The sequence below is a fragment of the Pseudomonas sp. N2-3-1-14 genome, assembly GCF_041228395.1.
GTDB lineage: Bacteria > Pseudomonadota > Gammaproteobacteria > Pseudomonadales > Pseudomonadaceae > Aquipseudomonas.
The window spans coordinates 3,517,366-3,539,322 of sequence record NZ_CP166199.1 but is presented as its reverse complement, the minus strand read 5'-3'; the positions used below and the strand labels follow the sequence as shown (position 1 = coordinate 3,539,322).

The following is a 21,957-nucleotide window of genomic DNA, read 5'->3' as shown; positions in this document are numbered from 1 at the left end:
AGTTAGGAGCATCAGCACATGCAACTGGGGATTATCGGACTAGGCCGCATGGGCGGTAACATTGCGCGGCGCCTGATGCTCAATGGGCATACCACCGTTGTATACGACCGTAACGAAGCATTCGTCAAAGGCTTGAGCGAGGAGGGCGCCACAGGCGTTGCCGACTTGAAGGCCTTGGTAGCAGGGCTGCAAAAGCCTCGCGCCATCTGGGTCATGCTGCCTGCAGGCGACCCGACCGAAAACACCATCAATGAACTCAGTGAGCTGCTTGAAGACGGTGACGTGATCATCGACGGCGGCAACACCAACTATAAAGACGACGTACGTCGCGCTAAAGCCCTGTCGGAAAAAGGCCTGCACTATGTCGACGTCGGCACCTCCGGCGGCGTCTGGGGCCTGGAGCGTGGCTACTGCATGATGATCGGTGGCGACGCCGAGACTGTACAGCGCCTCGACCCGATCTTCGCCAGCCTGGCCCCGGGCCTGGGTAATATCCCTCGCACCAAGGACCGTTCCGCCTCGGCTGACAGCCGTGCCGAGCATGGCTATATCCATGCGGGCCCAGCGGGCTCCGGGCACTTTGTGAAGATGATTCACAACGGCATCGAGTACGGAATGATGCAGGCCTTCGCCGAAGGCTTCGACATCCTCAAGACCAAAAACTCGGAAAACCTGCCGGAAGATCAGCGCTTTGATCTCAACGTCGCCGACATCGCCGAAGTCTGGCGCCGTGGCAGCGTGGTCTCGTCCTGGTTGCTGGACCTGACCGCCGACGCCCTGGCCACCGATCCAAAGCTGGACGGCTACTCAGGTTCCGTGGCCGACAGTGGCGAAGGCCGCTGGACCATCGAAGCGGCCATGGAGCAAGCGGTGCCGGTACCGGTGCTGTCCACCTCGTTGTTCGCTCGCTTCCGTTCCCGTCAGCAGAGCACCTACGGTGACAAAATGCTGTCTGCCATGCGCTTCGGCTTTGGCGGCCATGTGGAGACTTCCAAAAAATGACCGCCAACGGCAAGAAACCCAAGGCCGAACCTGCTCCGCCCACCACACTCTTTCTGTTTGGCGCCCATGGCGACCTGGTCAAGCGCCTGCTCATGCCGGCGCTGTACAACCTGAGTCGTGACGGGCTGCTGGGCGAAGGCCTGCGCATTGTGGGCGTTGATCACAACGCCATCAGTGATGCCGACTTCGCCAAGAAACTCGAGGACTTCATCCGCACCGAGGCCGCAAGCAAGGTCAAGGGCAATGCCGAAAACGCCCTCGACCCAGAGTTGTGGGCTCAGTTGGCCAAGGGCATCAGCTACGTCGAAGGCGATTTCCTCGACGACAGCACCTACGCCGACATCGGCAAGAAGATCGCTGACAGCGGCACCGGTAATGCGGTGTTCTACCTGGCGACTGCGCCGCGCTTCTTCAGTGAAGTGGTGCAGCGCCTGGGCAGCGCCGGCTTGCTTAATGAAACCGACGATGGCTTCCGTCGTGTCGTGATCGAAAAACCCTTCGGTTCCGACCTCGCCACCGCCGAAGCGCTGAACGCGTGCCTGCTCAAGGTAATGAGCGAGAAGCAGATCTACCGCATCGACCATTACCTGGGCAAGGAAACGGTGCAGAACATTCTGATCAGCCGTTTCTCCAACGTGCTGTTTGAAGCGTTCTGGAACAACCATTACATCGACCACGTGCAAATCACCGCGGCCGAGACCGTCGGCGTAGAAACCCGCGGAAATTTCTTCGAAAAAACCGGCACCCTGCGCGACATGGTGCCCAACCACCTGTTCCAGTTGCTCGCAATGGTAGCCATGGAGCCGCCGGCGGCGTTTGGTGCCGATGCGGTGCGTGGTGAAAAGGCCAAGGTCGTCGGCGCCATCCGGCCCTGGTCGTTGGAAGATGCGCGGGCCAACTCGGTACGCGGCCAGTACACCGCTGGCGAGATCGCCGGCAAGGCGCTTCCCGGCTACCGCGAAGAAGCCAACGTCGCGCCCGACAGCAGCACCGAGACGTTCGTTGCCCTCAAGGTGATGATCGACAACTGGCGCTGGGTCGGCGTGCCGTTCTACTTGCGCACCGGCAAGCGCATGAGCATTCGCGACACCGAAATCGTGATCTGCTTCAAGCACGCGCCGTATGCGCAGTTCCGCGATACCGAAGTGGATGAGCTCAAGCCCACCTACCTTAAAATCCAGATCCAGCCCAATGAAGGCATGTGGTTCGACCTGCTGGCCAAAAAGCCTGGGCCAACCCTGGAGATGGCCAATATCGAATTGGGTTTTGACTACAAGGACTTTTTCGAGATGCAGCCGTCGACGGGTTACGAAACCCTGATCTACGACTGCATGACCGGTGACCAGACCCTGTTCCAGCGCGCTGACAACATCGAAAACGGCTGGCGTGCGGTGCAGCCGTTCCTTGACGCCTGGAAAGAGGACGATGGCATCCAGGCTTATAAGGCCGGTGAAGATGGTCCGGCAGCGGCCGATGCCTTGCTGGCCCGCGATGGTCGTACCTGGCATAGCCTGGGATGAATGATGCCGCGATCCATCCCATCCGATTTGTCCTGAGCGATATGGACGGGACACTGTTGCGTCCCGACCACACGCCCAGTCAGCGCACCATTGATACAGTGCGCGCCATGCGCGACGCCGGCGTGTTCTTCAGCCTGGCCAGCGGGCGGCCGCCCAAGGCCATGATGCAGATGATCGAAACGTTCGGCATCGATGTGCCGGTGGCAGGCTTTAACGGCGGCACGTTGATCAACCCCGATGGCAGCGTGCTGCTGGCCCATCATCTGCCGGCGGAGGCGGCGCTGGTCACGTTGGCGCTGTTCTCCGGGCAGCCGGGCGTCGAAGTCTGGCTGTTTGCCGATGGCGAATGGCTGCGGCGTGATCCGCCCGGGCCGATGGTAGCGGTTGAAGCCGCTGGCCTGGGGTATGGGCCACTGGTCGTGGAGAGTTTTGAGCCGTACCTGGATCGGGTCGACAAGATTGTCGCGGCCAGTCGCAACGCTGAGTTGCTGATCGAGCTGGAAGCGCAGTTGCAGCCCAAGGTTCAGGGGCTGGCCCATGTGTCGCGTTCGCAACCGATTTACCTGGACGTAACCGCAATGCAGGCCAACAAGGGTGATGCCTTGAAAGCCCTGGCTGCGCACCTGGGTGTACCGCTTGAGCAGACGGCCGCCATTGGCGACGGCGGCAACGACCCGGCGATGTTTCACGTCGCCGGTTTGTCGATTGCCATGGGCCAGGCAGAAGAGGCCGTCAAACGTCAGGCCAGCGTCGTCACCGGCAGCAATGTCGAGGATGGTGCTGCACAAGCGTTAGAGCGGTTTATTCTGGCGGCGCGATAAGCGCCGTCACTGGCCAACGCGGATGGACTGAACTTCCGATCATTGTTTTTACACGAGGGCAATGATCGGAAGTTGCTGTGTTGTCTTACTTGGGCATTGCCCAGGACTGCAACTTATAACCATCTTTGTCGAGTTCGGCGCGAGCCTGTAACAACAAATCTTCCAACTGAGCCGGGTCGGTATAGGCGCTCGAGGACAGCTGTTTGCTGCCAATACGCGTGTTGGTGCGGTCGATGACGCTCAGGCTGAGTGCGCCATTGCCATCGTGCCAGGCCACGCACTGAAAGGGCTGAAAAGCACGGTCTGCGATCAAAAGAGCTTCGTTGATGCGGAGCGGGGCGTTCATGTGAGTCTTCTCTCTAATGCCCATTCAAGTGAGTGCCGTCGGTTGGGCGAGCCAGACGGCGAGTTACTTGTACTGATGCTCGACGGCGGGGTACGGGTCACATGCTAGAGCAAGAAATTTTAACTTTCCGTGATCAACGTCAGGTAAGCGGCTGTTTTGAAAGCCCAATGAACGTCTCTGTGCGCGGCGATTTTTTACTTGGAAACCTCCAGCAGTGGCTTTTTGCCAACACTTATAGCGAAATGGTACAAGGCGCGCGTCAATACCTTGCTAGTGTTAGCGCCAGGCCTCACAAACCTTTGTTTCTAAATAACTTTAAGAATATTGGCGCCAAGGAATAGTCATGGTTGTTACACCTGTCCAGCGTCGTCTGCTTGTGGTCGATCCGTGTGATGACTGCCACGGGCTGCTGCCCGGTTTGCGCACCGCCGGATGGGAAGTGGACAGCTGCGCCCTTGGAACCGTCGGCGATCGGTCTTGCGATGTTGGCCTGCTGCGCTTGCAGCCCTATCACCTTGAGCGCCCGGAAGCGGTCAAGGAGTTGATCAGCCGCAGCGGCACCGAGTGGATCGCGGTGCTTAGCCAGGACGTTTTGCGCCTGCAAAATGTCGGAGATTTCGTCTGCGAGTGGTTTTTCGACTTTCACACCTTGCCGTTTGACGTGGCGCGCGTGCAGGTCACGCTGGGGCGTGCGTTCGGCATGGCCCGCCTGCGTGGCAAGGGCCACACGCTGATAGATGAGCCCGGGCATGAATTGCTGGGTGACAGCCGGCCGATTCGTGAACTGCGCAAGCTTTTGGCCAAGCTGGCACCGACAGAATCGCCGGTGTTGATTCGCGGTGACAGCGGCACCGGTAAAGAGCTGGTGGCCAAGACCTTGCACCGCAAGTCCCAGCGCCACGCCAAGCCGTTTGTGGCCATCAACTGCGGTGCAATTCCCGAACACCTGATTCAGTCCGAACTGTTCGGCCATGAAAAAGGTGCGTTTACCGGCGCGCATCAGCGCAAGGTCGGACGCATCGAGGCGGCTCACGGTGGCACGCTGTTTCTGGATGAAATCGGTGATTTGCCGATGGAGCTGCAAGCCAACCTCTTGCGCTTTTTGCAAGAGAAGCAAATCGAACGTGTCGGCGGCAGCCAACCCATCCCCGTGGATGTAAGGGTATTGGCGGCAACCCACGTCGACCTGGAAACCGCGGTTGAGAAGGGCACCTTTCGTGAAGACCTGTATTACCGCCTGAATGTGCTGCAGGTGGTCACCGCGCCCTTGCGTGAGCGCCACGGCGATGTAGCGATGCTGGCCAACCACTTTTCACGCTTCTACAGTCAGGAAACCGGGCGCCGCCCGCGCAGCTTCAGCGAGGATGCACTGGTAGCCATGGGGCAACACCCTTGGCCGGGCAACGTGCGCGAGTTGGCCAATCGCGTGCGCCGCGGCCTGGTGCTGGCCGAAGGGCGACAGATCGAAGCGGCGGACCTGGGTTTGCTGGGCGAGCAGGCAATTGCGCCACCGATGGCTACACTGGAAGATTACAAGCACCGCGCCGAACGCCAGGCGCTGTGCGATGTGCTCAATCGGCACAGCGACAACCTGAGTGTCGCAGCCCGGGTGCTGGGGGTTTCCCGGCCGACGTTCTACCGATTGCTGCACAAACACCAGATCCGCTAGGGCGGGTAAAACGAAAGCCTCGCAACGACCCTTATCGTTGCGGGGCTTTTCCTTATGCGGCTTAAAAGTAGTACGGGAATTTCAAGCTGAACGTAAAGTCCGGCGCATCGTCCGTCATCCCGATCGACAGGTTCGGCACGATGGTCAGGTTTTCCGACGCGGCAATGGTCATGCCCACGTTGAAATAGCCGGCGTTGGCATCGCTGGACACCACCGACTGCCAGTCCTGGCCGTTTTGCTTGATCTTGCTTTTGCGCTGCACCAGGTCCGACACGGAAAACGACATGCTCATTTTCTCGTTGAGGGCGAAGGCGACCCCCAGGCCAAGTTGGAAGCTGTCGCCCAGGCTGATTTTGCCGGGGACTTTCTGGTTGACGTTAGGGCTGATATCGCCGAATGACTCTTCGAAGTTATGCGTATACGACAGCGAGCCGAACAGCACCGCCGGATCGAAGGTTTTCACCAGGGAGATGCCTGGCGTTACCGACCACACACCGTTGCCCGTCGGCAGGCTTTCCGGCACGGCAAGGTTATTGTTATTGGCTTGCTCGATCAGCTTGATGCCGTAGGGCTCCTGGCCGGTCGGGGCCTTGACGCGCACTGACACCACTGCATCCGGCAGGTTGGCGCTTTCATCCAGGAACTTGTAAGCAATACCGAAGTTGACATCGCCGATGGTCGGGTCTCGGGTCACCGACGCTTCAGACGTGGCGTTGGAGTCGCCGTTGGCACCGCCCGACTGATAAGTCGACTCGCGGTACACCACCGGCACGTTCAAGTCGAACTGCCAGCGATTGTCCAGGTTGTAGCGCCCGGTCAGGTCCAGGGTCCAACTGTCGGATTTGATTCGGTCCAGGTTAATGTTGCCGAGGAAGATGGAGTCCAGGGCCAAAAAGCCGTTGAGGGAAAGCTGGCGAGCATCGTAGCGGGCATAGGTAAGGCCGGTTTCGAAGCTGAACTTGCCGTTACCGAAAAAGCCGCTGGCTTCGTTGTACAGGTTGCTCACGCTTTGTGCCGGGGCCGAGTCGTCCTTGAGGCTTTGCCCGTAGGAACTGCCGCCGCCGGCGCCACCCGAGGCGGCCGCCGCACCTGTGCCAGGCGTATGACCGGCCACGGTGGTGCCGCCTTTCTGGAAGTCGGCGGGGGATTTGGCCAAGCGTTTGGGAGCGGGAGTTGCGGGTTGGTCTTCTACCTGTCGTACGCGTTGTTCCAGTACGGCCAGTGCTTTTTGCTGCACTTCATAGCGTTGTTTGAGTTCCAGCAGTTCCTGCTTCAAGGTCTCAATGTCGGCATCCGGCGCGGCGTATAGCATTGATGCAGGCAAGAGCGTACTCAAGCAAACCACGGCACGTAACGATAACGATCGATGCATGAAATAAGCCGTCCCTTTCTAATGCGTAAGTGTCGTGGCTCAGCGTAGTTCAATATCCGGAGGGGCGTAGGCCTTTGAGTTGATCAAGATTAAGGTTTTGCGTGAGGTTGTTCAGACCGTTGTTGCCCAGCACCACATTGAGTTGGGTCATGTTGTTCACAAAGTTGCTGTTGCCTTGAATGACCGTGCCTTGCAGGACGTTGCCGCCGCCAATTTGCTGCACCGCATTGCCCTGGTTGTTACTGGCCTGAAGCGCCATTTGCAGCCCGCCGTTATTGGCCGTGACCGTCACCTGGCCGGCAGCGGTGCCGCCGGTGATCGGCTGGCCAGCCATCAGCGCTTGTCCTGATTGCACGTAGTTGGCAGGCGCCAGGCCGTTTTGGGTGACGTTGATGTCCACGCCGTTGCTGGCGGTGTTGCCGTCGCCCGCTGCGCGCACGCTTTGCGTCACGCCCTGGCCGGTGCCCAGGCCTGCGCCGCCGATGACCGTGCCAGTGCCTTGTGGTTGCTGGGTGACGCCGGTGCCATCATTGCCGGTCACCTGCACGTAAAACTGAGGAGTCACGGTGGCTGAGCTGACCTGCATATTGGCCGTGCCGGTAACGGTTGCACCGGCGGCATTGGTCCAGGTGCTGCTCATGACGATCCCGAAGCTGATAATCCGCCCCGGCATGACATAACGCCCACGCAGCTCGGCCATTTCCGAGTCCTTGAGTTCGATCGGCTTGAACGCCGAGGAAGCATAGGCAGGTACTGAGGCTGCCAGGCACATGACCGTCAGCCAGCTTCGAGTGTTCATCGTGTGCTCCTGGAGCATCCTGCTCCTTATTGCGCTTCTAGAAGAAGTCGCTCTGGATAAAACCGAAGTCCATCAATTCACTGTCGCGTACGGGGCTGAATTCGTTCAGTTGGCTCTTGGCGGTCAGTGGGTTGGGCGGCGTGAGCAGGGCGTTGGCCTTGTCGTAGCCCTCGCCGATAACCGCGAACACAATGCCGTTCCAGCCTTTGACGAAATCGTCTTTGGCATAGCGCTTGTTACCCAGCACGGGGTCGCCGATGTACACCCAGTCGTTGTCGGCCCGTTGCAACACCACGAAATGCTTGTAGCCACGAATATCCAGCAACACCACCACCGGCACTTTCACGGTGATCAGTACTTGCGGGGTGATCCGGTAGCCCTTGGCGCGCATGTGGATGCTTTCCAGGTAGCGCTTCATGTCCAGCATCGAAAAGCCCTGGGTGCGCACGAGGTTCTGGTCGGCGTTGACCAGCATGCCCTTGATGACGTGGTCTTCGTCCACGTCCATCCAATAGGCTTGGCGCAGGATGGTCGCCAGTGCGGCCGCGCCGCAGCTGAAGTCGGTTTTCTGTTCCACCAGGTTGGCGAACTTGCGCTCGCGGATGCTCTCGACCTTCTTGTAGACCACCGCGCCGTTAGGCATGACCACGGCCATTTGCGCCGCCCAGGTCGGGCCGGTGAGTGCCAGCAGCAGAAGGAGGGCTCCAAAGCGCATGATCGTAGGACCTGTTGGACACTGGAAATAAAAAGGGCCTTGTTGCCAAGGCCCTGTCTGCATCAGAAGCGAGTGATTGCGACGTTGTTCTGACCTTGGTTGTTGCTGCCCGACAGAACGTTGGAGTTCGACACGCCGGAGCTGAAGTTCATCGAGTTGTTCACGCTGGCGTTGTTGACCACCGGTTTGCTGCTCCAGCCGTGGCCGCTGCTCAGGTTCTGGGTCAGGTTACCCGACACGTCCTGCACGCCGGCGACGGTTGCGGCGCCGCTGTCGCCATTACCCGAGGCGATTGCAACACTGCTGCTGCCCTGGTTGGAGGTGCCCGATGCGGCGTTCAGTTGAATCACGCCCGAAGCGTGGTTACCGCTGTCGTTGAGGGACGCGTTGTTTTTGGTGCCGCTGTTGACCACCAGGTTGCCGGTGTTCGACTGTGCGGTGCCGGTGCTGGCGAATACGAAGTCGGCGTCGCCGGATACGATGGCGACATCGTTTTTGCCTTGGTTGTTGTCGCCGCTCAGCACGTTGCCGTTGGCCACGCCGCTGATGTTGTTGTAGGAGTCATTTGCCGACGCGTTGTTCTTGGTTTTGTCATTGAGCACCACGTTGCCGTGGTTGCTTTGACCGTCTTGGGTGGTCGCCGCTGCGGTCGTTGGCGCAGACTGTGGATGATGGTTGGGTTGACCCGCTTGAGCAGCAACAGCCATGAGCGCAGCGAGAGCGAAAGCCAGTGGTTTGAGGGCCATTGTAGTTTTCATGGTGTATCTCCTTGCTTCTATTAGTTGGTTAAGTGTTGGTACGTTCCAGCTACCGACTCAGCTCCATCAGTTGAGTCGTAAATTCAGGGTGTTAGCCACTCGGTTCCCCACCCCGGCGCTCTGGTTGACCTGAACCACTCCACGGCTGCCGGTGAAGGCCTGGTCGCTGGTCACGACCTGGCGGCTGCCAGTGGTAGAGGTCAATCCTGAGTCGGTTGCAAGCGCAACGTTCTGTTGCGACATGACGCTGTCGTCGATGCTCTGCGGGCCAGCGCTGACGCTGATCCGCACGGCATTGATCATCTGGTTCTGGGCCCCGGCCGACTGATTGACGCTCAGTGCACCGTTGCCATTGCTGAAAGCGTTGCCCTGGATCGTCGTCCTGGCGTTCAGCGCGCGGTCGGCCGCAGCGCCGCTGATTTTTTGCGTGACGGTCACCGTTGCCTGGGCGTTGTGGCCCACAGCGATCGCGACGTTGTTGCTCAACTGTTGCTGATCGCCCGCAGCCTGGTTGATCGAGACCACGCCGTTGTACTGCGTGCCCGAGTTATCGATGCTGGCGTTGTTGTTGCTGTCGGCCATCGCCGCTGTGCAACCGAGCGCCGCCAGTAGCATCCAGGTGCGATTCATTTCATCGCCCCCCCGACCATGCCGCTGATGTTGTTCAGCGGGGCGAGGCCGCTGGATATCGCACCGTTGACCGTGCCCGAAATGCCGCCGCCACTGTGGCCGGCCGCGCTGCTGGCGCCCAGGCCTGGACCGCTGCCGAGCGTGTTCAAACCAGTGATGTCGCCGTTGGGCATGATGCTGCGAGTAATGCTTGAGCCGCTGCTGATGCGCCCAATGTCGTTGTCGCTGAGTTCATTGGTGGAGGCGCGCAGCACTTGCGCTGACGGGTTGGCATTGACGGTGTTGGGGTAGGGGTCGACGCCGCGTGAGCGGCCGATGACATACGGTTGAACCTGGCGCTCAATCACGATCACGCCATCACCTGCCGCGAGCACTGGAAGGCTTGCGCCGGCACTCAATACGCAGCTGATCAGCAGGAGGCTCAGTGAGCCTGAAGTGTGTGTGTCCACGGCAGTGTTCCTTATTCTTAGCGCTGACCCTAAACAGCGCTGTAAGGGAGAGAGCAGAACGCGTGCCGCTTTTTATTTGTTTTTGAAATTCAGAGGGTTGGGATCAAAGCAAGGCGAAGTGATGGCCGTGCTGTATCAGCGTTGAGACAGTGCCCCCGTGGCCGCGCATAGGCGGCCCCGCCTCAAGGCTGTCTCATGGCTGAAACAGTCGGTGTGACAGAACGATGAATCCGCTCAGCACGGGCGGTTCAGGGCACACATGTGTTTCAAAAATGGACACTCAGGGCGCAAGCGGTCCCGTTGATGCAAAGGGCATCAGCCTTTGGGGGCTTTACGTGGAATCGAATTGAGCACGGGGTTGCCGTCCTGGTTCTGGGTCAGGTAGACCGGCAAAACCTTGGGCAGGGAGGGGACGAGGTTGTTGACCTCGTTGATGTTGTAGATGCCGCCGATACGAATGGTCCCGGTGGTGGTGTCTGCCAGCATCACGGGTTTATTCAGGTAGCGGTTGATCAGTGGCAATGCATCGGCCAGCGCCAGGTTGTCGAGCACCAGTTTGCCCTGGCGCCAGGCAAGCGCGGCGTCATTGGGGCTGATCGCAGCGATTTGCGGCGTGGCATCGCCTGTGTGGTAGCTCGCCTGCATGCCCGGAGTCAGCGGCACGCTGCCATGCACGGCGTCGCTGGAAATCTGTACCGAGCCCTCAAGCAGCATTACCCGCACCTGGTCCTCGTATTTCCAGACGTTGAATTGCGTGCCCGTGACGCGCACCTGGCCGTCGCCAGCCCGCACGATGAAGGGGTGATGGCTGTCGTGAGCGACCTTGAAAAACGCCTCACCCTTTTTCAAGGTCGCCCGGCGCTCGTCCTTGTAATGGCTGTAGACCAACTCGGTGCCCAGGTTCAGCTCCACCTGGCTGCCATCGCCGAGGGTGATCTTGCGCAGGCCCTGGGTGGCTTCGAAGTGTTCATACGAGCTGGGCAACCAGCCCGCTTCCCAGCCCGTGAGGGCGGCAAGCGGCAAGGCCGCCAGGCACACGGCTGCCGCAACGGCGTAGGCGCGCAGCCGCCTGCGCGGCTTGAACGCGAGCACCGCCGGCGCCGGCTCGCTGCGTGGCAGGTGATCGGCCACGTCCCAGATTTCCAGCATGGCCGCGTATTCGAAGGCGTGCAGGGGATGGGCGTCGTGCCAATCTGCGAAAGCCTGACGTTCGCCCGCCGTGCAGTCATCGGCATGCAGGCGCATGCACCAATGCGCGGCGGCGTCGGTGATGGCGTCATATTCGGCTTCTGAAAGGGACTTTTCGCTCATTAACTCATCCTGATTTCGCACATTCTAACCTCCCGAGGCGGATGGCGAGAACAGCCATCATGGCGATTGCACATCAATTGGAACTTATTCTCGTTTGAAAACATCAGAAAAACAGAGGACATGAGTCCGTCATTCCCCCAATGGAGTACGAAAATGCTGAAGAAAACCTTAGTCGCCCTGTGTGCAACCACCGCGCTGCTCAGCGCTGGCGCAGCCCTGGCGGATAAACCGGGTGCGGGCTGGATCACCATCGAGAAGGCCATTGAAACCGCCAAGGCCAAGGCCGGGTATGTCGAAGTCTACAGCGCCGAAGCCGATGACAAAGGCTACTGGGAAGTCAAAGGGCGCAAGTCCGATGGCGTCGTCTATGAAGCGCGTATCGATGGCGCTTCGGGCAATATCCTGCGTGACCAGAAAGACTGACGTGCCGCCGGGAGCCTGCTCAGGCTCCCGCATCCAGCGCGCGGCCCAGTTGGCAGATCAAGTAAGTCACCGAGTCGGCATTCGCCAGAATGGTGTCGATGCGTTTGTCCGGGTCGCTCATGAAGATCGCCCGGGCGTCGTTGAGCGTCCGCGCACCGGTGGTGTTCAACACTTTATTCTTCAAGGCTCGGGTCCAGGGACGGTCACCAAAATCCTCCCATTGCTCGCTGAACACATCCCAGGTCTTGAACAGCATCGTCGCCGGCGTCAAGGTTGACAGCGCCGTGTCGCGCAGGTGAGCAAGGTCCATCAACATCAACGGCGCGCCGCTGACGTGTACATTGATCAGGTCTGTAAACGGTCGCATGGTGTCCAGGTAGGCCAGGTCTTCGGTCGCGGAAATCAAGTGCGTTATCTCGTGAATCAACGTCGTCGCGCGTGCGTGCGCCGAAATGTCGAACGGGACGATCAAGCGGTTCTGATAGATGTCCATGCGTGGGTCGAAGAACCGGTCCAGCAGGTAGATCTTCTTTTCGGCGTCGTTGGGCAAGACGAAGGCGAAGGTGTCGTGTGGGCTGTACCGGTGGATACCGCTGACAAAACGCATCGAGTCGGGGGCGGTCAGGGTGGGGTTGACCAGTTCATCGAGTACTTCGTCGACTCGCCGTTCAACCCTGTGCATTTGTTCAGCGGTCACGGTGATGACGCCGAACAACTCACTTAAAAAACGTCCGACCCGACTGTTCGGGGCTCTCAGCACGGCAAAATTGACGATGTTGCGCTTGCAGGTGACCGCATAGTAGGTCGCAACGTTGAGCGCTTCGTCGATACAGTGCGCCTTCCAGCTGGACAGCGCGGCGATTTCCCGCAAACCCACGGCCTCGATATTGATGGCTTCCCGCTCGGCTGCACGGGTGGAAAGCTTGCCTGCGTAGCGGCTCAGGGTTTTTCCAAAGCGCGGGTGATGCCGGTCAAGGTCCAGCACCCACTCGCCCAGGGCGTTGCGCTGCAAATAAGGGCCTTGCTGTGCACCGTTGCTGATGCGCCAGTGCTCACCGGCTTTTTTCACGGGGTAGACTTTGCCCGCCAGCGGCACCAGGCTGAGGGCGCCGATGTCATCGTGGTACACGTGGCTGTAGGCGCTTTTTGTCAGGTCGGCCAGGGCAGTGTCGTGGTGTTCAAAGGTTTGCAGGTGCGTACGCAGCGGCGCCGTCAGGTCCTGCTCGGCCAGGCTGGTCGCGGTGGGGGCAGGGGCCTTGAGCCATTGCTCCAGCGGCGGCTGCTCCGCGGGGGTTGGCGCATCGGGCAAAACCCTCTCCAGGCTTTTGCGCAAGGTGGCCATTTCGGCCACGCCTAGCGCGAAAGTTTTCAAGGCGTGCGCCCAGCGGTGTTGCTGCAAGTCTTCGGCAGACAGTTTGAACAGTTTGTAGCTGCGCCACACCACCAGCGGGTACGTGAGTTTGCCCGCCATCAACTGCAGAGTATTGGGGATTTTGCTGGTCAGCAGGCGGGTGATCGCCTCCCACTGTGTTTTGCCCGCAAGCGTGAACTGGCAGCTCAGCATCCGGTTCAGCATCTCGCTGTTGTCGGCAAACAGACGGTTGAGCAGGTTACCGCTGATGGGTGATGAGCCCAGACGAATCTCCGCGTTCTGCTGACGCCCTTGCGGCTGCAGCAGATGGCGGTAAGTCGCCTGATGGGCCGTTTCCAGCTGGCCCACGATCCACTCCTGCAAGGCCCCGGGCGTACTGAATTCATCGAGCAGGGCGGCTTCATTCGCGTATTCCCTCAACACATGTTGGGGGCTGTAGGGCGCGTACAAAACCACTGGGGCGGAGGCGTCGGCGTGCGGGCCGATCAGGTAGCAACCCAAGGCCTTGACCAGAGCTGCACCCTCGGTGGCTATCAGTTCCAGCGGGCGAATGGTTGCCGTCACGCCGCGCACGGCGGCGCGAGCCACGGCGTCGGGCATATCCAACACCTGCCGGATAAAACTCCAGGCCGAGCCGGACAGCCGCCCATCCAGTTTTTGTTCGTGGGCGTGTTGCAGCAGTTGCCAGGGCAACTGCCGACAGAACAGGTGACGGCGCTGGCGTGTGTCTTCGGTTTGACCGCCCAAGTGAGTGGTCAGCAATGGTTGGTAGAGGCTTTTCAAGTCCAGCTGTCGAACCAGTAGCACCACGGCATTACCGTCCAGCGTGGGCGGCAGCGGCGTGGCAGTACGTGAGGTCGGGCGGATCTGCTCGGCGCGCAACGCGGGCAGGTGCCGCAGGGCGAAGTCCGTCAGCGTTTGAATGGTGCCTTCGCGTTCGATACGCGCAGGAATCAGTATGTTGTCCGGGTTGACCACCTGCCCGGGAAAGCGCGCATTGAGCAGGGTTGAAAGCCTGCTCATGACCTGTTCGCGCAGGGGCGTGATGCTGTGCAGATAGTCACGCTCGTCCGGCGCACTGAGGCGATATTGTTCAAGCAGCTCGGCATGCAGGATCTGCTCTGACGGCTGCGCCATGCCCAGCCATACCGGCAGCGCCTGCTGGTTGACCAGGGCGCGGGTAAGCGTGACAGCCCTTTGCAGGTTGGACGGCGGCGCCCGCCGGATCAGAGCGTCCATGCAGTCCTGAAAGCGTTGTACGCTCACTGGCATCGACAGCAGGTGATCAACCTCGCCCGACAGGAACTGGTTGTAGGACTGTTGACGGTTGTTGAGCAAATGATCGTCGATGCGTTGCATCGGGCCCAATTGAAGGCGTTGATGAGGCACACGCCTCGACGCCGGCAGGTTCTCGACAAGGGGCAGGCGCGCCTGCTCATCCTGCAAGCGTTGCCCCAATTCATCGCGCAAGGCCTGGATCGAATCAAACGCCTCATAGCCGCGACTCACCGTCCATAGCAGCGCCGCACCGGAATGAAGAACGTCCAGGCCGCCGCGTTCCGACAGCACAAAACAATTGGCCAGGGGCTGCAGCGCGGTCTGCGTACCGACCTTCAGGGTCAGGCCATAGGCATCCGGTATAAAGCCGTTCAGGCCGTGGCGGGTCAGCCTGTCCATGCTGTCGGCATTGAGCACGCTGCCCAGCAGCCCGAGATGAGCCGGCGGCAAGGTCTTGGACAAGCGCCTCAGCTCAGCTTCGCCACTGAGGCCCTGAAACATCGCCTGGCCAAGATGCACAGGGTGAGTGTCCACCAGCAGGTGCGGCAGCGCGCGCAAGCCTTGCGTAAACGAGCTCAAGACCCGCTCGATGACCGCGTTGAACGTGGCCACGGTCAAACTCGGCACCTGGTAGGCGACGCCTTTGCGCCGCTGGTAAAACCCGCTCCGGCTGGAGCCGGTCAAGGCGTTGGCCTGCCGGGCGAGCCGCGCGATGAAGTGTTCAACCATGTTCAACGAGGTCTGCGGTGGGCGCTCTTCGCGCTCCAGTGCTGTGGTGGCGTAGGTGTTGATCTCAATAGCGTCGGCACTCAGCGCCAGATGCCTGCTGGCCAACTCTGCCTCCAGGGCGTGGGCTGCCAGCGCGCGAAGGGGCCTGTGTTTGCTGCGTTCGAGCACCAGCGCCGCATTGACCGCATGCAGCCGCTGCAAGTGCGCCTTGGCCTTTTCCGCGATGACCGTGCCGGGCTGGCCACCGCCCGTGGTGATGGGGTGGACGCTCCAGCGCCCTTCGGTTTCCTGCTCCATCAAACGGCTGTCGAGCAGGGTGCGCACGTCCAGCGCACTGTCGAGCAGAGCGGCCAGGTCGATACTGCCCGCGCCGCGCCGATACACGCCCAACGCATGTTCCAGGTTGTTGAACTGTTTGGCCGCGATGTCTTCGATCATCTCCTCGAAGACATTGCCGACCACAGGATGGCCCGTGACGTGCAACGGGTCCGTGCCGACAAACAGACTGCGCTCATCCAGCGAGACGAAGTTATGCAGCTCATCTTCATGCCCGGCGGTCCTGAGCATGACCCGCAGCGTGTCGTTAAGGGCATTCATGTCCTTGAGTACCTGCAGACCGCGCGACTGAGTGTAGAGATAGGCGTGGGTGTAGCTGATCAGCAAGGTGCTGGCCAGCTCCACCGTCTGATGATAGGGCGCGTGAACGCGCACTTTTTCCACGCTCAGGCTACTGGCGTAGGCGGTGCGGGCAGCCTGGTCCGAAAGAAACAGGGCGCGCAGCGCCTGGCTTTCTTCAGTGCTCAGGATCGTATTCTGGTGTTTGAACAACAGGTCGGTGCGAAACTTGTCACTCATCACCCGGGCAAAAAACCGCAGGCGTGATTGCCCGCCGTCGAAGTCTTCGTTCCAGTAGGTCTGGAGCAGGCTGTGCAACAGGCTCGAAAGGAGGCTGCTGGTTTGTTCGACGAGGCTGTCCCAGCGTTGCTGGTCTTCGGCCAGTTGCGCCTCGGTAAACGCGCGGGTGTCATGGCCGATGTTGAAGAAGGTGTGGGTCTGCCCAGAAGGCCAGGCTTGCTTGACGTAAAACTGCAGCAGCGCATCGCGCAGTGGCATCGAGGCGACCCAGCGACGGTCTGCTGCCGTCGAGGCCTGGCTGAAAAAATTAACCCGCGTATCGCTCTGGTTGAGGCCGGGAAAACAGGTCCGGGCCATGATGGTGAGCAATGTGTCGAGCATCCAGTACAGGCTGGGGAGCTTGCGCAACTGCTCGAGCATCGCGGCCACATTTTTTTGTTGGCCTGCCAGGATGGCCTGCTCCTGGTCTTCCATGACCGCGCCCGGAATGACGGCGGTGCTCACCGCCAGGTGCAGATTGACCGGCAGTGCATCACGCTCGCCGATGGCCACAAACTGCAGCCACTCTTCGCGCTTGGCCGGATGTGCCAGGCGCTCCTGCACGTCAATGAGCAGGTCGGCGCGGCTGTCGAACAGCTCCAGGCCGCCATAGGGGCTGTAGAGCACGGCCTTACTGGCATCGGGTGTGGGGCTCATCATAAACGTCCCGGCCAGCACGATGGCGGGCTTGCCCTCAGCGGTGGCCAGCAGCCTTTCCACCTTCATCGGGTAGCCGTGCAGCGCCTCATTCTGGCGCGCTGCATCAGTGGCGTAGTAGAGCGTGTGCAGCCAATCCAGGTCCTTGACCGAAAACCCCAGCGCGCGCTCTCGCGCAGTCGGGGCTTTGCGTTTGACGGTCCGTAGGAACTCATCGAAAAAGTACGGCGGTGTCACGTGCGTCATGGGGTGCTCTCCTTCCACGCGGCGGTCATCAAGCGCCAAAGTAGGAGGTCGCACAGCACGCTTGGCGGTAGATAACGCAAGCGCCCGTTGACAGCAGGCACAGGAGGCGTTGTTTAATCGGCGGTCTGGATTCTTGTTGTCTCTTCCAATTATAAAATCGGAGCTACAGATGTCTGCCCAGTCCCCGCTCGTTGACAGTCCTGCAGCATTCATCGGTTTCAATGACCTGGTGGGATTGCTGCAGGCGATATTCGTCAAGCACGGCACCTCGCCGCAGGTCGCCTCCATCCTGGCACGCAATTGCGCCAGCGCCGAGCGCGACGGTGCGCACAGCCACGGCATTTTCCGCATTCCCGGTTACCTCAGCACGCTGGCCAGCGGGTGGGTCGACGGCAAGGCCACGCCCGTGGTCACGGATGTGGCGTCCGGCTTCGTGCGCGTGGATGCCGGCAACGGGTTCGCCCAGCCGGCCCTTGAAGCGGCGCGCGCGCTGTTGGTAGACAAAGCTCGCAGCGCCGGCATCGCACTGCTGGCGATTCACAACTCACATCACTTTGCTGCGCTGTGGCCGGACGTCGAGCCCTTTGCCGAAGAAGGGCTGGTGGCGTTGAGCGTGGTCAACAGCATGACCTGCGTGGTGCCCCACGGCGCCGACCGGCCGCTGTTCGGCACCAACCCCATCGCCTTCGCCGCACCGCGCGCCGACGGCTCGCCCATCGTCTTCGACCTGGCCACCAGCGCCATCGCCCACGGCGACGTGCAGATTGCCGCGCGCAAGGGCGAGCGCTTGCCGCCGGGCATGGGCGTCGACAGCCTCGGCCAGCCGACCCAGGACCCCAAAGCCGTGCTCGAAGGCGGTGCGCTGTTGCCCTTTGGCGGGCACAAGGGCTCGGCCTTGTCGATGATGGTCGAGTTGCTGGCGGCGGCGTTGACGGGAGGCAATTTCTCGTTTGAATTCAACTGGGCCGATCATCCGGGCGCGCGTACACCCTGGACTGGGCAATTGCTGATCGTCATCGACCCGAGCAAGACGGCCGGGCAAAACTTCGCCGAACGCAGCCAGGAACTGGTGCGGCAGATGCATGCGGCGGGGTTGCGGCGGTTACCGGGGGATCGACGTCACCGCGCACGGGCGAAATCGCAGCAACAAGGTATTGAGCTGGAAGCGCAAGAGCTGGCGCGCTTGCAGGCCTTGCTGGAGACGTAAAAAAGGGGCTGCGCCAACGGCGCAGCCCCCCATGCATCAGGTACGGTGTATCAGTTACGGCGACCCAGCAACAACCCCACCACCAGGCCGAAACCTGCGGAGATGGCCACGGTCTGCCATGGATGGCCACCGATGTAGGTTTCGGTCGCATCCACCACCGGCTTGCTGCGCTCGCGCACGTTGGAGACCGACTCCAGCGCTTGCTTGAGTTTGATGGCGACCTGTTCGCGCAGGGTTTCGCCTTCTTCGCCTACCAGGGAAGCGCTGCTCTTGAGCAGTTTGTCCGACTCTTCGATCAACGCCGTCAGTTCACTGAAAGCTTGATCCTTGATTTGATCTTCGACAGCTTGGGCGGCAGATTTGCGGGCCATTGTGTGACTCCTTGCAGGTGAATGTGACAGTGAACAATGGAGTGTCGGGCGGCAGCAAAAGTTGCAGTTTTTTTGCCGGGGCCTGTTTTTGGGCAAAATCCGAATCAGGAAATTTCGACCTACAGTGTAAGATGTCGCCTATTTATGCAGCAGGTAAATCCACATGAGCTTCAATCTCGCCAATAAAACCCTCGCCGAACGCGCCGAGCTGGAAGATGAAAAGTCACGCCTCTACGACCTGTGGCAGACCAACCTGGGCAAGGCCAAGGGCGAAGCGGCGCGTTTGTTCGGCGAGCGCGCCAAGCGCAAGGGCAAGTGGGCTGAATGGGTGCGGGCAGAACTCGACGGCATGTCGCCGCCGGAGTTTTCCAACATGGTGCGCAGCGAAGTCAACAAGCTGATGGCCGCGGCGAAATAAAGCACGCCACAATCGCCTCGCGGACCTTGAGCAACAGCGGATCAAGCTGCGCCTGGGTGCGCCAGCCCAGTTCTACCGGGTAAAACGGCAGCGCCAACGGGCAGGGCAGTACCCGCAAGCCGGTCATGTGCGCAATGGCCTGGGCCGCATGCCCGGGTATCGTCGCCACCGCCGTGCTGCCCTTGAGCAGAAACGGCAGCGCGGCAAAGTGGCTGGTGGACGCGCACACCTGGCGGCTCAACCCTTGCGCCGCCAACCCTTCATCGGTGATCCCGATAAACCCGCCCGACGACACCAGCACATGTTCGCGCGCGACGAACTCATCCAGGCTGATAGCGTGCTGGCTGGGCGCCAGGCTGTCCGGGTCGACCAGGCAGCGGTAATCCCCTTCGCCCACGACTTGTCGACTCAGCCTGCGCTCGGCAAACCCGCCTGCGGTGACGGCCAGGTCCAGGCTGCGGTCGAGCAGGGCCGCGGCGACGATCTGGCTGTGGGTCTGGCGGAAGATCACCCGCAGCTTGGGCGCACAGCCGGCGATGGCCTCCATCAGCCGGCGGGCGTAGGCAATCTCAAAGTCATCGGATAACCCCAGGACCACTGAACGCCCGTGATAGTCATGGTTGTCCGGGTGGACCATGGCCAGGCTTTGTCGGCAGCGGTCCAGCGCTTCGCTGATCACCGGTTTGAGCTGATTGGCGCGCAACGTTGGCGCCAGGCCACGGCCGGTGCGCACAAACAATTGGTCGCCATACACGTCGCGCAAACGCCGCAGGCCTGCGCTGATCGCCGACTGGGTGACGCCCAGGCTCAAGGCGGCGCGGCTGGCACTGGACTCGTCGTGCAGGGCTTCGAAGGTTTTCAGCAGGTTCAAGTCAACCTGGGCGATATTCATTTGGCTCATATCATTCAGCACTGAAGTGGGCTTTATTCATGATCGCGGCTGGCCGGAGAATGGGCAACCCCCCTTATCTGGAGTGATCGTGATGCCCGTTTCTACCGTGGCTGCCTTGCAAATCGGTGCCTTGCCGGAAGGCAAAGCGCAAACCCTGGCGCAAATCCTGAGCTATGAACACGAGATTAAGCGCAGCGGTGCGCAATTGGTGGTGATGCCTGAAGCCTTGCTGGGCGGCTATCCCAAGGGCGAGAGCTTCGGCACGCAGCTGGGTTATCGCCTGCCGGAGGGGCGCGAAGCCTTTGCACGCTATTTTGCCAATGCGATCGACGTGCCGGGCGTCGAGACGCAAGCGCTGGCCGGGTTGTCTGCCCGCACCGGTGCCAGCCTGGTACTCGGCGTGATCGAGCGTAGTGGCAGCACGTTGTATTGCACGGTGCTGTATTTCGAGCCCAACGGCGGGCTGGTTGCCAAACACCGCAAGCTGATGCCCACCGGGACCGAGCGGTTGATCTGGGGCACGGGCGATGGTTCGACCTTGCCGGTGATCGACACTGCCGTAGGCCGCATCGGTGGTGCGGTGTGCTGGGAAAACATGATGCCGCTGCTGCGCACCGCGATGTATGCCAAGGGCGTGGAGGTATGGTGCGCGCCGACCGTGGATGAGCGCGAAATGTGGCAGGTGAGCATGCGCCACGTTGCCCATGAAGGGCGTTGCTTTGTGGTCAGCGCTTGCCAGGTGCAGGCCTCGCCTGCGGCGCTTGGCGTGCAGGTGGCCAATTGGCCGTCAGACCGTGCGTTGATCGCGGGCGGCAGTGTGATTATCGGGCCGATGGGCGATGTTCTGGCCGGGCCGTTGGTGGGAGAGGCCGGGTTATTGACCGCGCAGATCAATACCGATGACCTCGTCCGGGCACGTTATGACTATGACGTGGTGGGGCATTACGCGCGGCCGGATGTGTTTGAGCTGGTCGTGGATGAGCGCGCCAAACCGGGCGTGCGCACCCTCACCGAGTGAAGCCGGCCAAGGCGCAGGTGCCGGCAAGCCCGGCGCCTACCGCGTGGCAGGTAGCGTGTTGAGCCACTCTTCGCGGGTCATTTCCCAAATATCCCGCGCGAAGGTGCCCTCGACAAACCGACCTTCCTGCGACCTGATCAAGCGCATGCCGGTGCGCTCGGATATCCGCCGCGAGCCTATATTGGGCGCGGCCTTGGGCACACGCAGCACGGGGCGCTTGAGTACCTCGAACCAATACTCGGTCACCGCCGCGCTGGCTTCGGTCATCAAGCCCTGACCTTGCCATTGCGGGCCCAGCCAGAAGCCGCGGTTATCGTCCTCTTCGTCCATCAGGCTGATATTGCCGATCAACTGCTCCGGCGCACTTTTGAGGCGGATTGACCAATGCCACTGTTCGCCCCGTGCCATCGCCGGCAAGGCGACCTGTTCCAGGTAGCAGCGCGCGCCATCGGCCGGGTAGGGCCAAGGCACGTCGGCGTTGAGGTAGCGCACCACGTCCCAATGCGCGAACTGCTGCTGGATAGCCTCGGCATCCGCGAGCATCAGCGGGCGCAGGATCAGTCGTTGGGTAAACAGTACCGGTTGGCGGGTCATCACCAGGTCGCCGTGTTCGGCAGGTCCAGCGTGCCGCGCTCGACAAAACGCAGGGTGCCAAACAGGCCACCCGCCAGTTTGCCGCGCAGCACATAAGGCAGGTTGTTCAAGCTCTGGGTCTGGCTCAGGCCCAGGGTCTGGCGCAACACGGAAAACGCCGAAACACTCACCGGCACCATCAGCACGGTTTCAGAAAACCGTGGGATCGAGCCCGACTGGTCACTGACCCCCGACGCCAACGGCCGGCCATTGACGTCCAGGTCCAGGGCTACGCCGCTGTAGTCGATCGCCGTGTCATTGGGGTTTTGCACGCGCAGTTTCACGGCGAATCGTACTTCCAGGTCCTGGCTTTGCAGCGGCTCGATACCGACCACGCTGATGTTGACCGGGTCGCGATTGGGGAACAGCGCGCAGGCGCTCAAGGTCAGCAGCAGTAACGATAGAACCATGAGCTTGCGCATAAAAA

22 protein-coding genes are annotated in these 21,957 nt (G+C 60.9%); 9 read left to right on the top strand and 13 right to left on the bottom strand.

From position 1 onward, the window contains the following. Positions 1–18 precede the first annotated feature (18 nt). From gnd to AB5I78_RS16260, 3 genes are read left to right on the top strand one after another with little or no spacing between them, the layout of a single operon-like run. Positions 19–1,002, top strand: coding sequence for a phosphogluconate dehydrogenase (NAD(+)-dependent, decarboxylating) (gene gnd, locus AB5I78_RS16270; protein WP_065906492.1), 984 nt, complete (start codon positions 19–21; stop codon positions 1,000–1,002). Further along, complete coding sequence (gene zwf, locus AB5I78_RS16265) at positions 999–2,522, top strand: glucose-6-phosphate dehydrogenase (RefSeq protein ID WP_369303290.1); 1,524 nt, start codon at positions 999–1,001, stop codon at positions 2,520–2,522. The genes gnd and zwf overlap by 4 nt, the downstream gene beginning before the upstream one ends. Beyond that, on the top strand, positions 2,519–3,343 hold the full coding sequence (locus tag AB5I78_RS16260; RefSeq protein ID WP_262206108.1) for an HAD family hydrolase: 825 nt from the start codon (positions 2,519–2,521) through the stop codon (positions 3,341–3,343). Before zwf ends, AB5I78_RS16260 begins: the two co-directional genes overlap by 4 nt. 85 nt (positions 3,344–3,428) lie before the next feature. Here AB5I78_RS16260 and AB5I78_RS16255 read toward each other — a convergent pair whose 3' ends face one another. Beyond that, the gene (locus tag AB5I78_RS16255; RefSeq protein ID WP_106579746.1) at positions 3,429–3,689 is read right to left on the bottom strand and encodes a hypothetical protein; all 261 of its coding nucleotides are present in this window, start codon (positions 3,687–3,689) and stop codon (positions 3,429–3,431) included. A 101-nt stretch (positions 3,690–3,790) separates the two neighbouring features. Between AB5I78_RS16255 and AB5I78_RS16250 the strand changes: the two genes are divergently transcribed. Then, positions 3,791–4,030, top strand: a complete 240-nt coding sequence (locus AB5I78_RS16250; RefSeq protein ID WP_369303291.1) for a hypothetical protein — start codon at positions 3,791–3,793, stop codon at positions 4,028–4,030. 2 nt (positions 4,031–4,032) lie between these two features. Further along, positions 4,033–5,358 (top strand): sigma 54-interacting transcriptional regulator, encoded by a 1,326-nt coding sequence (locus AB5I78_RS16245; RefSeq protein WP_369303292.1) that lies wholly within the window; start codon positions 4,033–4,035, stop codon positions 5,356–5,358. A 61-nt stretch (positions 5,359–5,419) separates the two neighbouring features. Here the strand turns inward: AB5I78_RS16245 and AB5I78_RS16240 are convergent, their stop codons facing one another. From AB5I78_RS16240 to AB5I78_RS16210, 7 genes are all read right to left on the bottom strand, one after another. Continuing rightward, positions 5,420–6,730, bottom strand: coding sequence for a transporter (locus AB5I78_RS16240; RefSeq protein WP_145165703.1), 1,311 nt, complete (start codon positions 6,728–6,730; stop codon positions 5,420–5,422). A 49-nt stretch (positions 6,731–6,779) separates the two neighbouring features. Next, complete coding sequence (locus tag AB5I78_RS16235; RefSeq protein WP_145165702.1) at positions 6,780–7,529, bottom strand: hypothetical protein; 750 nt, start codon at positions 7,527–7,529, stop codon at positions 6,780–6,782. 37 nt (positions 7,530–7,566) lie between these two features. Further along, positions 7,567–8,244 carry a C39 family peptidase gene (locus AB5I78_RS16230; RefSeq protein ID WP_145165701.1) on the bottom strand — a complete coding sequence of 226 codons (678 nt, stop codon included), beginning with the start codon at positions 8,242–8,244 and terminating at the stop codon, positions 7,567–7,569. Positions 8,245–8,306: 62 nt separating this feature from the next. Continuing rightward, positions 8,307–9,002 (bottom strand): heme utilization protein, encoded by a 696-nt coding sequence (locus AB5I78_RS16225; protein WP_369303293.1) that lies wholly within the window; start codon positions 9,000–9,002, stop codon positions 8,307–8,309. Positions 9,003–9,068: 66 nt separating this feature from the next. Beyond that, on the bottom strand, positions 9,069–9,632 hold the full coding sequence (locus tag AB5I78_RS16220) for an adhesin (RefSeq protein WP_106579752.1): 564 nt from the start codon (positions 9,630–9,632) through the stop codon (positions 9,069–9,071). Continuing rightward, positions 9,629–10,081 carry a hypothetical protein gene (locus AB5I78_RS16215; protein ID WP_369303294.1) on the bottom strand — a complete coding sequence of 151 codons (453 nt, stop codon included), beginning with the start codon at positions 10,079–10,081 and terminating at the stop codon, positions 9,629–9,631. Before AB5I78_RS16215 ends, AB5I78_RS16220 begins: the two co-directional genes overlap by 4 nt. Before the next feature lie 315 nt (positions 10,082–10,396). Beyond that, the gene (locus AB5I78_RS16210; protein ID WP_242198330.1) at positions 10,397–11,392 is read right to left on the bottom strand and encodes a FecR family protein; all 996 of its coding nucleotides are present in this window, start codon (positions 11,390–11,392) and stop codon (positions 10,397–10,399) included. Between the two features lie 153 nt (positions 11,393–11,545). Here AB5I78_RS16210 and AB5I78_RS16205 point away from each other — a divergent pair, with 153 nt between their 5' ends. Beyond that, positions 11,546–11,815 (top strand): PepSY domain-containing protein, encoded by a 270-nt coding sequence (locus AB5I78_RS16205; protein ID WP_106579755.1) that lies wholly within the window; start codon positions 11,546–11,548, stop codon positions 11,813–11,815. A gap of 19 nt (positions 11,816–11,834) precedes the next feature. On the opposite strand, the gene AB5I78_RS16200 is transcribed toward AB5I78_RS16205, so the two are convergent. Further along, complete coding sequence (locus AB5I78_RS16200; RefSeq protein ID WP_369303295.1) at positions 11,835–16,991, bottom strand: dermonecrotic toxin domain-containing protein; 5,157 nt, start codon at positions 16,989–16,991, stop codon at positions 11,835–11,837. A gap of 169 nt (positions 16,992–17,160) precedes the next feature. On the opposite strand from AB5I78_RS16200, the gene AB5I78_RS16195 reads away from it, so the two are divergent. Further along, the gene (locus AB5I78_RS16195) at positions 17,161–18,198 is read left to right on the top strand and encodes an Ldh family oxidoreductase (RefSeq protein WP_369303296.1); all 1,038 of its coding nucleotides are present in this window, start codon (positions 17,161–17,163) and stop codon (positions 18,196–18,198) included. Between the two features lie 50 nt (positions 18,199–18,248). Here the strand turns inward: AB5I78_RS16195 and AB5I78_RS16190 are convergent, their stop codons facing one another. Continuing rightward, complete coding sequence (locus tag AB5I78_RS16190) at positions 18,249–18,569, bottom strand: YqjD family protein (RefSeq protein WP_106579758.1); 321 nt, start codon at positions 18,567–18,569, stop codon at positions 18,249–18,251. Positions 18,570–18,732: 163 nt separating this feature from the next. Here AB5I78_RS16190 and AB5I78_RS16185 point away from each other — a divergent pair, with 163 nt between their 5' ends. Continuing rightward, a complete protein-coding gene (locus AB5I78_RS16185; RefSeq protein WP_003190904.1) occupies positions 18,733–18,987 on the top strand; it encodes a hypothetical protein in 255 nt (84 codons plus the stop codon). Here the strand turns inward: AB5I78_RS16185 and AB5I78_RS16180 are convergent. Continuing rightward, entirely contained in the window at positions 18,959–19,879 is a 921-nt protein-coding gene (locus AB5I78_RS16180; RefSeq protein ID WP_369303297.1) for a LysR substrate-binding domain-containing protein, read from the bottom strand. The genes AB5I78_RS16185 and AB5I78_RS16180 overlap by 29 nt on opposite strands. Before the next feature lie 91 nt (positions 19,880–19,970). Here AB5I78_RS16180 and AB5I78_RS16175 point away from each other — a divergent pair, with 91 nt between their 5' ends. After that, entirely contained in the window at positions 19,971–20,897 is a 927-nt protein-coding gene (locus AB5I78_RS16175) for a carbon-nitrogen hydrolase family protein (RefSeq protein WP_262206099.1), read from the top strand. Between the two features lie 36 nt (positions 20,898–20,933). Here the strand turns inward: AB5I78_RS16175 and AB5I78_RS16170 are convergent, their stop codons facing one another. Beyond that, positions 20,934–21,491, bottom strand: a complete 558-nt coding sequence (locus AB5I78_RS16170) for a GNAT family N-acetyltransferase (RefSeq protein ID WP_369303298.1) — start codon at positions 21,489–21,491, stop codon at positions 20,934–20,936. Continuing rightward, positions 21,491–21,952: an LEA type 2 family protein gene (locus AB5I78_RS16165; protein ID WP_145165691.1), complete on the bottom strand. Its 462-nt coding sequence runs from the start codon at positions 21,950–21,952 to the stop codon at positions 21,491–21,493. The genes AB5I78_RS16170 and AB5I78_RS16165 overlap by 1 nt, the downstream gene beginning before the upstream one ends. Positions 21,953–21,957 lie beyond the last annotated feature (5 nt).